The following is a 13396-nucleotide window of genomic DNA, read 5'->3' on the forward strand; positions in this document are numbered from 1 at the left end:
AGACAAACATCCCATGCCCCAACCGATCCAATCCAGCCCGGCGGACGCCCAGCGTCACCCCGGCGCCAATGCGGCCGCGAGCACGGCGCGCCGCTCGAACGCGCGTTATCAGATACTCGGGCTGCTCGCCGTCGGCACGATGATCAACTATCTGGACCGCACGGTGCTCGGCATTGCCGCGCCGCAGTTGACGAAGGAACTCGGCATCAACGCCGCGATGATGGGCCTGCTGTTTTCGGTGTTCTCGTGGAGCTACGTGGCCTCGCAGATTCCGGGCGGCCTTTTTCTCGACCGTTTCGGCAGCAAGCTGACCTATTTCCTCTCGATGACCTTCTGGTCCCTTTGCACGCTCGCGCAGGGACTCGTGCATGGCATTGCAGGGCTGTTCGTATTCCGTCTGGGTCTGGGCGTCTCCGAAGCACCGTGCTTTCCGACCAACAGCCGCGTGGTGGCGACCTGGTTCCCGCAGAGCGAACGCGCGATGGCGACGGGCACCTACACGGTCGGCGAATACATCGGTCTCGCGTTTTTCAGCCCGTTCCTGTTCATGCTGATGGGCGCATTCGGCTGGCGTTCGCTGTTCTATGTGGTTGGCGGCGTGGGGATCGTGTTCGGTCTTATCTGGTGGTTGCTGTATCGCGAACCGCGCGAGCATCCGTCGGCGAATCAGGCCGAGCTCGACTATATCGAAGCAGGCGGTGGTCTCACGCAACGGCACACCGGCGCCGCTGCAAGCAGCGCGGCAGCGCCCGCGAAAAGCGGCTTCGAATGGCGCACCATCGGCCGCCTGCTCAAGCATCGGCAACTGACGGGCATCTGTCTCGGCCAGTTCGCCGGCAACTCGACGCTCGTGTTCTTTCTCACCTGGTTCCCGACCTACCTCGCGACGGAACGCCATATGGGCTGGCTCAAGATCGGCTTCTTCGCGATCATGCCGTTCATTGCGGCTTCGATCGGCGTGATGTTCGGCGGGCTCTTTTCCGACTGGCTGCTGCGCCGCGGCAAGTCGCCGAACGTTGCGCGCAAGCTGCCGATCATCGCCGGTTTGCTGCTCGCGTCGACAATCATTCTCGCGAACTATGTGCAAAGCAACGTGGCGGTGATTGCCATCCTCTCCGTGGCGTTTTTCGCGCAAGGCATGGCGGCGCTCGGCTGGACCTTGGTATCGGACATCGCGCCTGAAGGCCTGCTCGGCGTGACCGGCGGCATCTTCAACTTCGCCGCGAATCTGGCCGGCATCGTGACGCCGCTCGTGGTGGGCTTCATCGTCGCGGCGACGGGGTCGTTTGTCGGCGCACTCGTGTTTATCGGCGTGATCGCGCTGATCGGCGCGCTGTCGTACATCTTCATTGTCGGCGACATCAAGCGGATCGTGCTGGTGGACTGAGCACGCGCTTTTAAGCAACAGCAAAAAGAAACGGGACGTGGCGCAGGCCACGTCCCGTTTTTCATCTGCTCGCGCTTCTAGTCTTCCTTGCGCACGAAACGCAGGACAGCGTCGACGATCATCGCGCGATGACGCGCGCGCAGTCTCGGATGCGACGGATCGCGTCCGAACGCCGTGCCGAACGTATGACGGTTGCCGATGCGATGAAAGCACAGCGAACTGATCAGCAGATGCAGGTCGATGGCGTCGATGTCGTTGCGAAATTGGCCGGCCGCGACGCCGCGCGCGAGCAGATCTTCGATCGTATGAATGACGGTGACATTGCGGCCTTTGAAGCTCTTCGACTGCTCGACATACTTCGCGCCGTTGATGTTCTCGATCGTCACGAGGCGCACGAAGTCGCGCTGGCGGTCGTGATAGTCGAAGGTGAATTCGACGAGCGCACGCATGCCCTCCACGGGGTCGAGCTCGCTGACATGCAGGTCCTGTTCGAGCGCGCGAATGTCGCCATACACCTTTTCGAGCACCGCCTGATACAGGCCTTCCTTGCTGCCGAAGTAGTAATACAGCATGCGCTTCGTGGTGTTCGTGCGCTCCGCGATTGCGTCGACGCGCGCGCCCGTCAGTCCCATTGCGGAGAACTCCTGCGTCGCGACGTCGAGGATATTGCGCTTCGTCTGCTCGGGATCGTACTTGCGGCGAGCGTCGGTACGTCGGACGTCGCTGCGTCCGTTGTCCTTACGCGGCGCGTCGGACGGGATGCCGTTGGTATCGGGCTCGGCGGCCTTGCTTCCCTTTTTCATTGTGTATTCGAGCTATGCGAGCTATTCGAGCGGCGGTGACGGCGCATTCTAGCATGCGAAAAAAGCGCTCCGCCGCGGGGTTTCGGGGCGTTAAACCTTGCGCCGGTCCGTATCCAGGCGGCCTCGAAGCACCTCGCCTGACGAGCGCACCTTAGCCGACGCCGCGAACCCGCCTGCGACGTGCGGCCAACGCATCGCGCGTCTGCATTGCGGTGTAAGTCAACTGGGCGGCGGCGAGACCGAGCGTGCCGTAGGCGGGCGTGAGGCCGAACGTGGCGAACGCCTCGGGCACCGGGCGCTCGCCCGCAATCGCCGCAGCCAGCAATTCGCCTGAGACGGTGGTCGGCGCCATGCCATGCCCGCCGAAGCCGACGGCGTGCCAGACGCCGTCCGCGCTGCGGCCGATTTGCGGCATCTTGTGACGCGCGTAGCTCATCAGGCCGCCCCACGCGTAATCGACGCGTACGTCGTGCAATTGCGGATACACCTTGAGCAGATCGCGCCGCAGTAAACGCGCGATGACTTCCGGCGCGCGATCGCGCACGGAGATGCGTCCGCCCCACAGAATGCGCGTATCCGGCAAAGGCCGGTAGTAGTCGAATGCGAAGCGGGTGTCGTAGACCGCTGCGCACGTGCCGATGGCTTCGTGCAGACGCGTGCCGAGCGGTTCGGTTGCCATCACGTAAGTGGCGATGGGCAGCACCGCGCGCTCCACTTTCGCATACACGTTGCGCGCATAGCCGCCGCCCGCCATCACAACGTGCCGCGCGTCGACGGCGCCGTGCGGCGTGTGCACGACGAAGCCCGCGCCGTCGCGCTGCAACCGCACGACAGGCGATTGCTCATGAATCCGCACGCCTGCATGGGCCACAGCGCTGGCCACGCCGAGCACATACTTCAGAGGGTGAAAGTGAAACGCGTTGCGCTCGAAGAGGCCGCCGTGATAACGGCGCGTCTTTAATTGTGAGGCAAGCTGGTCTGCTGGCAGCGGTTCCCAGTGGACGCCGAACGAATCGCGCATCAGGCGCCGCTGTGTTTCGAGCCGCGCCGGTTCGTCGAACCAGTTCGCGAGAATCACGCCGGCGTCGGTCGCGTCGCAATCGATGCGATAACGCGCGATGCGTGCCCGCATCAGATTGACGGCGTCGACCGTGAGCCCGTATAGCTCGCGCGCGCGAGCCGCGCCTAGCGTCCTCAGCAGATCCGCGCAATCGAGGCTGTAGCCGCCGAACACAAAGCCGCCGTTGCGCCCCGATGCGCCGAAACCGACTTGCTTCGCTTCGAGCACCGCGACGTTCGCGAGGCCGCGCTCGGCGAGTCCCAAAGCCGTGGAGAGCCCCGCAAGGCCGCCACCGACGATGCAAACATCGACGCTATGCCGCCCGGCAAGCGGCGCGTAAGCAGACGGGCGAGTGACTGTGGCTTCGTAGAAACTTTCCATGACGGCTAGCGTAGCGGCAATTGCGTCCGCACGCAAAGCCGCTTGCTGCCGCTGCGTGTTATCGGCCCCAGCGCAGCACGAGCGGGTCGAGCCGCCGCGCGATTTTCAGCAAGCCTTCGCGCGTGGCGGGGTGCATCGCCGGCAAGGGATGACGCACCGCGTCCGAGCGGATCACGCCGCCTTCCTTCATCAACGCCTTGCACGAAGCAAGACCCCCCTGGCGGTTTTCATAGTTGATGAGCGGCAGCCACTGCTGATAGTGCGCGGCGGCGGCTTCGGTGTCGCCTGCGGCATAGGCGTCGACGATCAGACGGATGCCGTCCGCGTAACCGCCGCCCGTCATCGAACCCGTTGCGCCCGCATCGAGATCGGCCATCAGCGTGATGGCTTCCTCGCCGTCCCACGGCCCGACAATCGCCTCGCCGCCCAGCTGGATCAGTTCGCGCAGCTTGTTTGCCGCTTGCGGCACTTCGATCTTGAAGTACGACACATGTTCGATCTCGCGTGCCATGCGTGCCAGAAACGGCGCGGACAGCGGCGTGCCGCTGACCGGCGCGTCCTGAATCATGATCGGAATGTCGATCGCATCGGACACCGTGCGATAAAACTCCTCGATGCCGCGCTCGCCGATTCGGATCGTGGCGCCGTGATAGGGCGGCATGATCATGACCATTGCGGCTCCAGCCTCCTGCGCACGGCGGCTACGTTGTGCGCATTGATGCGAGCTGAAATGCGTCGTGGTGACGATCACAGGCACGCGGCCGGCGACGTGCTCGAGCACGACGTGCATCAGTGTGTTGCGCTCGTCGTCGGACAGGGCGAACTGCTCGGAGAAGTTCGCCAGAATGCACAGACCGTTCGAGCCCGCATCGATCATGAAGTCGATGCAGCGCTTCTGGCCTTCCAGGTCCAGCTGGCCGGATTCGTCGAAAATGGTGGGGGCAACGGGAAACACGCCGCGCATCGCGGCGGCAGGGCTGTTTTGGCTCATGATTCAGGCTCTTTTCGGATGTAATAGGGCAGAGTGAATGTCTCCAGCGCCGACTATACGGCGCCGCCGCGCGCAGGTATATTGAATTGTTTCCATCCAGTGATCGCTTTTGCGACTCACCGCGGCATTCATGAAAAACACTCTGAACGTTCTGCTGGGCAAACTGCGCATGAAGCAGCTTCAGTTGCTGATCGCGCTCGACGATCAAAAGTCGCTGCACAAAGCGGCGGGCCTGATGGCGATGACGCAATCGGCCGCCAGCAAGGCGTTGCACGAACTCGAATCGATGTTCGAGGCGCCGCTTTTCGAGCGCTCGAAAAGCGGCATGATTCCGAATCAGCTGGGCCATTGCGCGATCCGCTACGCGCGCCTTGTCGCGACGGATCTCACGGCACTATGCCAGGACGTGGCCGAAATACGTTCGGGGCGCGGCGGCCGCCTTGCGATCGGCGCCATCATGGGCGCCATTGCGCAATGCGTGATTCCCGCGGTCAATCGGCTGCACGCCGGCTATCCGAACCTGTCGATCGAAGTGGTGGAAGACACGAGCGCGCGCATGCTTGCGCAACTCGACGACGGCCGGCTCGATCTCGTGATCGGCCGAGCCGCAGTGGCTGCCGATCCGTCGAAGTATCAGTATCACCCGCTTGCGGATGAGCCGTTGTCGGTAGTGGTGGGCTATGGCCACCCGCCGTTGCCGAAAAAAGAGGTGAAACTTGCCGATCTCGCCGATCACCGCTGGGTGATGTATCCGTCACATATGCCGCTGCACGCGCTGCTCGAACGCGAAATGGATCTCGCGGGACTCTCCATGCCGGACAACCCCATTTCCACGGCGTCCACTTTCGTGACGGTCGCGCTTTTGCAAAGCAGGGCGGACCTCGTGTCGTTGTTGCCGACCGCCATTGCGGACATGTTCATTCGGCAAAAAATGCTGCGCCGCGTACCGGTGAGACTCAAGTCGCCTTCGCAAACTTTCGGCGTGGTGACGCGTAAGGGCGGCGTGTTGTCGCCGCCGGCCGGGCGTTTCGTGGAATTGCTGCGGCAGCACACGCCAAGCGATCATAGGGTGCGCCCGGCGCGGCAGCAGGCGACCCGAAAGGCGCAATCCGCCCAAGCCGTCACGAAGCGAAAAACTGCCTGACCCCGCGGTTTCTGGAGCGCATGGCAGACGTCGAATATCGCACGGTAATTCGCAGTTTGCTATGTCCTCGCGACGAGTGTTGTAGCGGCGACACTGGGGTTTAACCGAACCAAATGCGTCTTCACGTCCGCGCTACACTGCTTAAAGGGTGCCGGATTTACGAGGCTGGCGCCCGTCCGGGGAGAGCAGTCATGAATCGGCCTTCGGTTCGGTTTCCGCTTCGCGCCACCAGCACCACGTCGGCGCGCAAGTGGTTCAAATGGACGCTAGTGGCGGCCTTGTTGCTGGGCCTCGCGTGGCTGGTACGGCTGTGTCAGCTCGAAATAGAAACGTCCCGGCTGCAGGCGCACTATCTGTCCGAACTCACCCGCGACGTCGGCTTTGCGGTGGATGACGGTCCGAGTCATTCCATCCGTTTTCCGGAAGCCGAAAAAGGCCCTTACGACACGCGCCTCGGTTATGCGCTGCTGCCGTCCATCCAGCAACGTCTCTTGCAGCGCGGCTTCGAAATCACCGCACAGGCGCGCGATTCGGAACGCATGCTCTCGTTGGCCGACGGAGGTCTTTTTCTGCCGTATGCCGAGAAAGACCAGGCCGGCTTGCAACTTTTCGACGGCACCGGCGCCCCGCTTTTCAGCGCCAGCTTTCCGGGCCGCGCTTATGGCAGCTTCGAGGCGATTCCGCCTGTCATCGTCAACTCGCTGCTCTTTATAGAAGACCGTTATCTGCTCGATCCGAATCAGCCGAACCGCAATCCGGCTATCGACTGGGGGCGCTTCAGCCGCGCGCTCGCGGACCAGGGCGCGCGCCTATTCAATCATCATCAGGCGACGCCCGGCGGCAGCACGCTCGCCACGCAGATCGAAAAATTCCGCCACTCGGCAGGCGGCCGCACGGCCACGCCGCCGGAAAAGCTGCGGCAAATCGCGTCGGCTTCGGTGCGCGCCTATTTGAACGGGCCGCAAACCATGCCTGCGCGTCAGCAGATCGTCGTGCATTATCTGAATTCGGTGCCGCTTGCCGCGCAACCTGGCATCGGCGAGATCAACGGCATGGGCGACGGTCTAGCCGCATGGTATGGGCGCGATTTCGCGGACGTGAACCGCATACTGGCCGCGCCCGCCAGTGCGGAGAATCTGCCGGAGCAGGGCGAGGCGTTCCGCCAGGTGCTCTCGCTGATGATCGCGCAGCGCGCGCCATCGTATTTCCTGCACCGCGGCTATCCCGAACTGGAGCGGCTGACCGACAGCTATCTGCGCCTGCTCGCGAACGGCGGCGTGATCTCGGCCGGGCTGCGCGATGCGGCGCTTGCCGCGAACGTGCAATTGCATCGCATACCTAAACGCGCAGAAAGCGCCAGCTCATTCGTATCGCGCAAGGCCGTCACGTCGATGCGCTCCAACCTGCTCGCGGCCCTCGGCATTCCGAGCTTCTACGAACTCGACCGGCTGGATCTGCAAGCCACCGGTACGCTCAATAACGCGGTGCAACAGGCAGTAAGCGAACGGCTTGCCGCAGCCGCCACGCGCGACGGCGCGAAAGCCGCAGGTCTCGTCGGCTTCGAAATGCTGCGCGCCTCGGACGATCCATCGAAAATCGCCTACAGCTTTACGCTGTTCGAGCGGCGCGACGGCGCGAACCTGGTGCGCGTGCAGACAGACAGCGTGAACCAGCCGTTCGACATTAACTCCGGCGCACGACTGAACCTCGGTTCCACTGCAAAACTGCGCACCGTAGTGACGTATCTGCAGATCGTGTCTCAACTGCACGACCGTTATGCTGCCCGCAGCGCGGCGGAACTCAAAGCGATCAAGCCCGATCCGAACGACCAGTTGACGCGTTGGGCGCTCGGCTATCTGTCGCATACGCAGGAGCGTTCGTTGCAAGCCATGCTCGATGCAGCGGTGGAACGCAAATACTCGGCGAATCCGGGCGAGACCTTCTACACGGGCGGCGGCGCGCAGACCTTCAACAACTTCGAATCCGACGACAACAGCCGCATTCTGACTGTGCGCCGCGCGTTCCAGCATTCGGTGAATCTCGTATTCGTGCGGCTGATGCGCGACATCGTCCACTATGAGATGGTGCAGACCACCGGTCCTTCGTCGCAATGGCTGAGCGACCCGGCGATCCGCAAGATGTACCTGACGCGGTTTGCCGATCAGGAAAGCCGCGTCTACATGAATCGCTTCTACGCGAAGTATCACGGCAAGACGCGTGACCAGGCCCTCGCGTTGTTGCTGCTGGGCGTGCGCAAATCGCCGCCGAAAGTGGCCACCGTGTTGCGCAGCGTCGCGCCGGACGAGTCGAATGCATGGTTCAACGCGAAGATGCGGGCGGCGCTGAAAAATACGCCGGCCGCCTCGGTGCTCGACGACGAGGACCTCGCGAAGCTCTACGCCAAATACGGAATCGACCGCTTCAATCTGAACGACCGCGGGTATATCGCGAGCGTGCATCCGCTGGAATTGTGGGCGCTCAATTATCTGCGCGAGCATCCGGACGCCACGCTCAGCGAAATCGAGAACGCGAGCAGCGACGTGCGCCTGCAAAGCTACTCGTGGCTCTTCAAGACGCGCTACCACGCAACGCAGGATCGCCGCATCAAACGCATGGTCGAATTGCGCGCGTACGAGGCAATCGGCAAATCGTGGCAGGCGCTCGGCTATCCGTTCACGACGCTCACGCCTTCGTATGCCGCGGCAATCGGTGCGTCGGGCGACAGGCCCGCGGCGCTCGCGCAACTGATCGGCCTGATTGCCAACGACGGCAACAAGGTGCCGACCGAAAGCCTCACGCAACTCGACTTCGCGAAAGACACGCCGTACGAAACGCATTTCCGGCGCGCGGCAGCCGCGCCGCAACAGCAGCTCTCGCCGGAAATCGCGGGAACAGTGAAGGGCATGCTGCGCGACGTGGTGACGGGCGGCACGGCGCGGCGTCTCGCGCAAGGCATGACGTTTCCCGACGGCCGCACCATGGACGTGTACGGCAAGACGGGCACGGGCGATCAGCGTTTCAACGTATTCGCCAAAGGCGCGCGGCTTATCGAGTCACGCAAGGTGAACCGCAGCGCGACCTTCGTGTTTGCTATCGGCGACCGCTTTTACGGCACGCTGACGGCGTGGGTGCACGAACCGTATGCGGCGCACTATGAATTCACGAGTGCGCTTTCCGTCCAATTGCTGAAGTCGATGGCGCCGGTGTTGCAGCCGCTACTGGAATCTCAGCCTGCCAGGACTGCCTCGGTGGCTGCGACCAGGGTTGCTGCGCAATAAGGCGCCGCTGTCCGTTGTGAATCAATAGGCCGGCTCGGTCGCCGGCTTCAGAAAGAGTTCATGCACCGGTGCGAAGTGCGCATAGAGCGGCAGGATCGCGCCGCCCATGGCACGCGCGTCCGCGCCGATTGCCCCTTCCAATAGTTGCGGACGCACCATTCCTTCCCACTCGAACCGGTCGAGCACGCGCTCCGTGCGGCGAATGATTTCGCGCACCATTTGCCGGTCGAGCTCGCCGTCGATCACTACCGCTTCGAGATCGAGCAACGCGGCCGCATTGATGAGCGCGCTGGCAATCGCCGGACATGCGCTGTCGAGCCATTCCTCGGTATGCCGCCACATGTCCGGCAACAGCGCGCGATGATCGTGCGCGGCGGCGGGCGGTTTGCCTGCTTCGCTCAGCAGACGTTCCAGCACGAAGCCCGACGCCGCATGCAGCAGTTGCCGCGCGGGCTTGCGTGCGCTGCTTTCGCGCAGCGGAATCGAGCCGACTGCGCCGGCGTTATCGTGCGGACCGCCATGCAAGCGGCCGTCGATGACAAGTCCGCCGCCGATAAAGGTGCCGACGAACAGATACAGGAAATTGTGGATGCCGCGGCCCTGGCCCATGACGAGTTCGGCGGCACAGGCTGCGGTGGTGTCCTTTGCAAATTCCACCGGCAGGCCCGTCATGGTCGCGATACGCGAGCGCAGGTCGATTTCATACCATGCGTCGAGCGCGTCGGGCGGCGCGCCGAGGAAGTCGCGCCATCCGCCGAGCCAGAGCGGCGCGGCCACGCCAACGCCGACTACCTTGCTCGCGTTCTCACCGAGCGTCTGATTGACGCGCGCGAGCTTGCTTTCCAGCGCGGGAAAGAGCGTGCGCGGATCGGGGTAAGGGTATTCGAACACGTCGCGGCAGACGACGCGGCCCGCGAAATCCATCGCCAGCACGTCGAGACTGCGGCGCCCCACCTTGATGCCGATCGTGTAGGCGCCGTCTGCGCGCAACGCAATGGGCACCGACGGCTGGCCGATCCGTCCGCGCACACGAGCCTGCTTTTCCAGCAGGCCGTCGTCGATCAGACGATCGACGATCATCGACACGGTCTGCATCGACAGACGCGTGAGGCGGCCCACGTCGGCTTTAGGCAGCGGCCCATGCAAACGGATCGCCTGCAGCACGATGCGTTCGTTGAATTGCCGCATGCCGACCTGGTTGGAGCCGACGGTGCGTTTGAGCGACGGGCGCATGCCCGTGGTATCCATGGTCGCGGGTCCCTCAGTGAAGTGACTGCATCATGCAATCGCCTTGACGTCGGCTTCTTTTGCACCCGTCATGATCGCAACGGCCTCCGACATGTGCACGTCTTTCGTATTGACAAGCGCGGCGCGCCGGCCGAGGCGCTGAATGTGAATGCGGTCCGCGACCTCGAACACATGGGGCATATTGTGACTGATGAGAATGACGGGCAGTCCCCGGTCGCGCACACGGCGAATCAGTTCGAGCACCATGTTGCCTTCCTTCACGCCGAGCGCGGCGGTCGGCTCGTCGAGAATCACGACATGCCGCGCGAACGCCGCGCTACGCGCGACGGCGACGCCTTGACGCTGACCGCCGGAAAGAGTTTCGACGGCCTGGCGCATCGAGCGAATGCCGATCTGCAGATCCTTCATATGCGCAGTCGCTTCTTCGAGCATGCGGCGTTTGTCGATCATCTTGAAGATCGAGCCGCGCCAGCCGGGCTTCAGCAATTCGCGCGCGAGAAAGAGGTTTTCGGCGATGCTCATGGCCGGCGCGACCGCGAGTTCCTGATATACCGTTTCGATGCCTTGCGCGCGCGCATCGAGCGGGCTGCGGAATTTGACGGGCTTACCGTCGAGCAGGATGTCGCCTTCGTCAGGAACGGTCGCGCCCGAAAGCGCCTTGATCAACGACGATTTGCCTGCGCCGTTGTCTCCAATCACAGCGAGAATTTCGCCGGGCAGCACCTCGAAGTCACAGCCGTCGAGTGCAGTGACGTTGCCATAACGTTTGACGAGCCCACGCGCCTGGAGAACCGGCTGCGGGGCAGAAGCGGAAGTTGTTGTCGACATGACGGGCTCCTGTCAGCCTGAGCGGGCGCCTGGTGTCGTCCAGACACGCTCGCTCGGGCCGCATGCAAGATGGTTGCGGTCCAGTGCTTAACCGCGGCGATGAGAAAGTTTGTCCGCGGCCACCGCGAGAATCACCAGCATGCCGGTAATCAACACCTGGTAGACCGAAGAAACGCCGATGAGAGTCAGGCCGTTGCGAAACACGCCGACAATCAGCGCGCCGAGCAGCGTGCCGGAGATCGAACCGCGTCCGCCGAAAAGACTGGTGCCGCCGAGCACCACCGCGGTGATGCTGTCGAGATTCTCCGTCTGGCCTGCTTGCGGGTCGCCCACGCCGGTACGCGATACCGACAGCAGCGCTGCAATGCCGTAGATCGCGCCCGCCAGCGTGTAGACGGTCAACAGTATTTTCTGCGACGACAAACCCATCAGCCGCGCGGCCTCGGCGTTATTGCCGAGCGCATACAGGTGCCGTCCGGGGACCGTGTCGCGCAACACGAACCATGTGGCCAGATACATCAGCAAGGTGAGGACCGTGCCGTAGGTGACATCGGCGGGACCGAGCTTGAACGTGTTGCCGAAGAACATGATGGCGTCCGGCAGATTCGACACGCTTTCCGCATTCGAATAGATCTGCGTCAGCGCGAACGCAATGTTCAGCGTGCCGAGCGTGACGATAAATGCCGGCAGCTTGATGCGCGTGATCAGCACGCCGTTCAGTACGCCGAACAATGTGCTTGCGCCGATGCCGCACAGAATCGCGACGACGGGCGGCAGGCCCAGCGTGACGGCGAACTTCGTCATGATGATGGAGCCGAACGCCATCACCATGCCGCACGAAAGATCGATGCCGCCTGTCAGCACGATCAGTGTCTGACCGATTGCGATGACCGCGACGACCATCGTCTGCTGCAGGATCAGCGAGAGGTTCTGGAACGAGAGAAACCGGTTGCTCTGCGAAATAAAAAATGCGCAGGCCAGTACGAGCGCAACGAGCGGCCCGGCTTCGGCGAGCGAGGGCAGGCGGTCTGAAAAATGGCGCTGATGGCCTGCGGGTGCGGATGGAGTCGACATGATGGATGTCCTCGAGACAGGAGCGTAGCCGTTGCCACGCGGCGAAACATACGGCGGCCCGGCACGCGGGCCGCCATACAATGCGCGTTACTTGTTGCCCCAGCAGTTGTCGAGGCCGAATTTGGTGTCCTTGCTGTCGATGCCGGACATCGGTTTGTCCGTGATCAGCGTCACGCCCGTGTCCTGGTAGCCCGACACCTTCTTGCCGGTCTTCGCGTAATCGACGCCGGCCGTCACGCCGAGCGACGCCATTTTCAACGGATACTGCTGTGAGGTTGCCGCAATCGCACCGGCCTTCACATTGCGCACGCCTTCACAGCCGCCGTCGATCGAGACGATCATCACGCTCTTGTCCTTGCCCGCTGCTTTCAGCGCGCGGTACGCGCCCGCAGCCGCCGGTTCGTTGATCGTGTAGACGACGTTGATGTCCGACGCTTTCTGCAGACAGTTCTCCATCGCCGTCTGCCCCTTTGCCTGATCCCCGCGCGTGTCCTGGCTGCAGACGATGGACGGGTCGCCTTCTTTCACGCCGAAGCCTTCGAGAAAGCCGTTATGGCGCAGCACGCCGACCGATACGCCAGGCGCAAGGTCGAGCGTTGCGATCTTTGCAGGCTTGCCGTTCAGCGCGGCCTTCGCGTATTTGCCGATCAGCACGCCGGCTTTGAAGTTGTCGGTGGCGAAGAGGGCGTCGGTGGCGTCTTGCGGATCCGTCGGCGTGTCGAGCGCGACGACCATCACGCCGGCAGCGCGCGCTTTCTTGATGCTCGGCACGATTGCCTTCGTGTCGCTCGGCGTGATCAGAATCGCTTTGGCGCCCGCCGTCATCATGTTTTCGATCGCAGTGACCTGGCTCGCGTTATCGCCGTCGAACCGGCCCGCAGCGGTCATCAGTTTCGCGCCGTCTTTCGACGCGGCGGCTTCGGCGCCTTGCTTCATCTTCACGAAGAACGGGTTAGTGTCGGTCTTCGTGATGAGGCCGACGACCGGCTGGTCGGCTGCCTGGCTCGCGCTCGCGCACCAGAGCGCCGAGGCCGCGACGCACAGCGAGACAATCTTCCTGGTGGCAGGAACCCTGCGGGAATTCAGATTCATGGGACGCTCCTCCGATTATTGGCAATGACGTTTTTGAACTGCTGGGCGGTGGCACACGCGAACGCTGCGCGGGCGCAACCTGGATCGCGGCCGATTCGGACAGATAACGC

The 13396-nt window shown here is 63.1% G+C and carries 10 protein-coding genes; 3 read left to right on the forward strand and 7 right to left on the reverse strand.

What is annotated here, in order from left to right; all coding sequences use genetic code 11:
* The first annotated feature begins 13 nt into the window (after positions 1-13).
* Positions 14-1387: an MFS transporter gene (locus tag HV711_RS01645; RefSeq protein WP_035480272.1), complete on the forward strand. Its 1374-nt coding sequence runs from the start codon at positions 14-16 to the stop codon at positions 1385-1387.
* A 77-nt stretch (positions 1388-1464) separates the two neighbouring features.
* Here HV711_RS01645 and HV711_RS01650 read toward each other — a convergent pair whose 3' ends face one another.
* The 3 genes from HV711_RS01650 to HV711_RS01660 form a co-directional block, all read right to left on the reverse strand.
* A complete protein-coding gene (locus tag HV711_RS01650; protein WP_013590617.1) occupies positions 1465-2190 on the reverse strand; it encodes a TetR/AcrR family transcriptional regulator in 726 nt (241 codons plus the stop codon).
* 151 nt (positions 2191-2341) lie between these two features.
* Positions 2342-3631, reverse strand: coding sequence for an NAD(P)/FAD-dependent oxidoreductase (locus tag HV711_RS01655; RefSeq protein WP_035480274.1), 1290 nt, complete (start codon positions 3629-3631; stop codon positions 2342-2344).
* A 58-nt stretch (positions 3632-3689) separates the two neighbouring features.
* Entirely contained in the window at positions 3690-4622 is a 933-nt protein-coding gene (locus tag HV711_RS01660; protein ID WP_013590615.1) for a dihydrodipicolinate synthase family protein, read from the reverse strand.
* 130 nt (positions 4623-4752) lie between these two features.
* Here HV711_RS01660 and HV711_RS01665 point away from each other — a divergent pair, with 130 nt between their 5' ends.
* The gene (locus tag HV711_RS01665) at positions 4753-5766 is read left to right on the forward strand and encodes a LysR family transcriptional regulator (protein WP_035480275.1); all 1014 of its coding nucleotides are present in this window, start codon (positions 4753-4755) and stop codon (positions 5764-5766) included.
* 191 nt (positions 5767-5957) lie between these two features.
* On the forward strand, positions 5958-9044 hold the full coding sequence (locus HV711_RS01670; RefSeq protein WP_035480276.1) for a transglycosylase domain-containing protein: 3087 nt from the start codon (positions 5958-5960) through the stop codon (positions 9042-9044).
* Between the two features lie 21 nt (positions 9045-9065).
* Here HV711_RS01670 and HV711_RS01675 read toward each other — a convergent pair whose 3' ends face one another.
* The 4 genes from HV711_RS01675 to HV711_RS01690 all read right to left on the reverse strand — a co-directional run bounded on the left by HV711_RS01675 (position 9066) and on the right by HV711_RS01690 (position 13286).
* A complete protein-coding gene (locus HV711_RS01675) occupies positions 9066-10292 on the reverse strand; it encodes an ROK family transcriptional regulator (protein WP_035480277.1) in 1227 nt (408 codons plus the stop codon).
* Positions 10293-10322: 30 nt separating this feature from the next.
* Entirely contained in the window at positions 10323-11120 is a 798-nt protein-coding gene (locus HV711_RS01680; protein WP_013590611.1) for an ATP-binding cassette domain-containing protein, read from the reverse strand.
* A gap of 87 nt (positions 11121-11207) precedes the next feature.
* Positions 11208-12194 (reverse strand): ABC transporter permease, encoded by a 987-nt coding sequence (locus tag HV711_RS01685; RefSeq protein ID WP_013590610.1) that lies wholly within the window; start codon positions 12192-12194, stop codon positions 11208-11210.
* 87 nt (positions 12195-12281) lie between these two features.
* Positions 12282-13286 carry a sugar ABC transporter substrate-binding protein gene (locus HV711_RS01690; protein WP_014972144.1) on the reverse strand — a complete coding sequence of 335 codons (1005 nt, stop codon included), beginning with the start codon at positions 13284-13286 and terminating at the stop codon, positions 12282-12284.
* Positions 13287-13396: the final 110 nt, after the last annotated feature.

It is taken from the genome of Paraburkholderia phenoliruptrix (assembly GCF_902859825.1).
GTDB lineage: Bacteria > Pseudomonadota > Gammaproteobacteria > Burkholderiales > Burkholderiaceae > Paraburkholderia > Paraburkholderia phenoliruptrix.

Bases quoted from the DNA above. Each gene is read 5' to 3' on its own strand.
- HV711_RS01680 (WP_013590611.1), bottom strand. From the start codon at position 11,120: ATGTCGACAACAACTTCCGCTTCTGCCCCGCAGCCGGTTCTCCAGGCG.
- HV711_RS01645 (WP_035480272.1), top strand. From the start codon at position 14: ATGCCCCAACCGATCCAATCCAGCCCGGCGGACGCCCAGCGTCACCCC.
- HV711_RS01665 (WP_035480275.1), top strand. From the start codon at position 4,753: ATGAAAAACACTCTGAACGTTCTGCTGGGCAAACTGCGCATGAAGCAG.
- HV711_RS01690 (WP_014972144.1), bottom strand. From the start codon at position 13,286: ATGAATCTGAATTCCCGCAGGGTTCCTGCCACCAGGAAGATTGTCTCG.
- HV711_RS01670 (WP_035480276.1), top strand. From the start codon at position 5,958: ATGAATCGGCCTTCGGTTCGGTTTCCGCTTCGCGCCACCAGCACCACG.
- HV711_RS01650 (WP_013590617.1), bottom strand. From the start codon at position 2,190: ATGAAAAAGGGAAGCAAGGCCGCCGAGCCCGATACCAACGGCATCCCG.
- HV711_RS01660 (WP_013590615.1), bottom strand. From the start codon at position 4,622: ATGAGCCAAAACAGCCCTGCCGCCGCGATGCGCGGCGTGTTTCCCGTT.
- HV711_RS01685 (WP_013590610.1), bottom strand. From the start codon at position 12,194: ATGTCGACTCCATCCGCACCCGCAGGCCATCAGCGCCATTTTTCAGAC.
- HV711_RS01675 (WP_035480277.1), bottom strand. From the start codon at position 10,292: ATGGATACCACGGGCATGCGCCCGTCGCTCAAACGCACCGTCGGCTCC.
- HV711_RS01655 (WP_035480274.1), bottom strand. From the start codon at position 3,631: ATGGAAAGTTTCTACGAAGCCACAGTCACTCGCCCGTCTGCTTACGCG.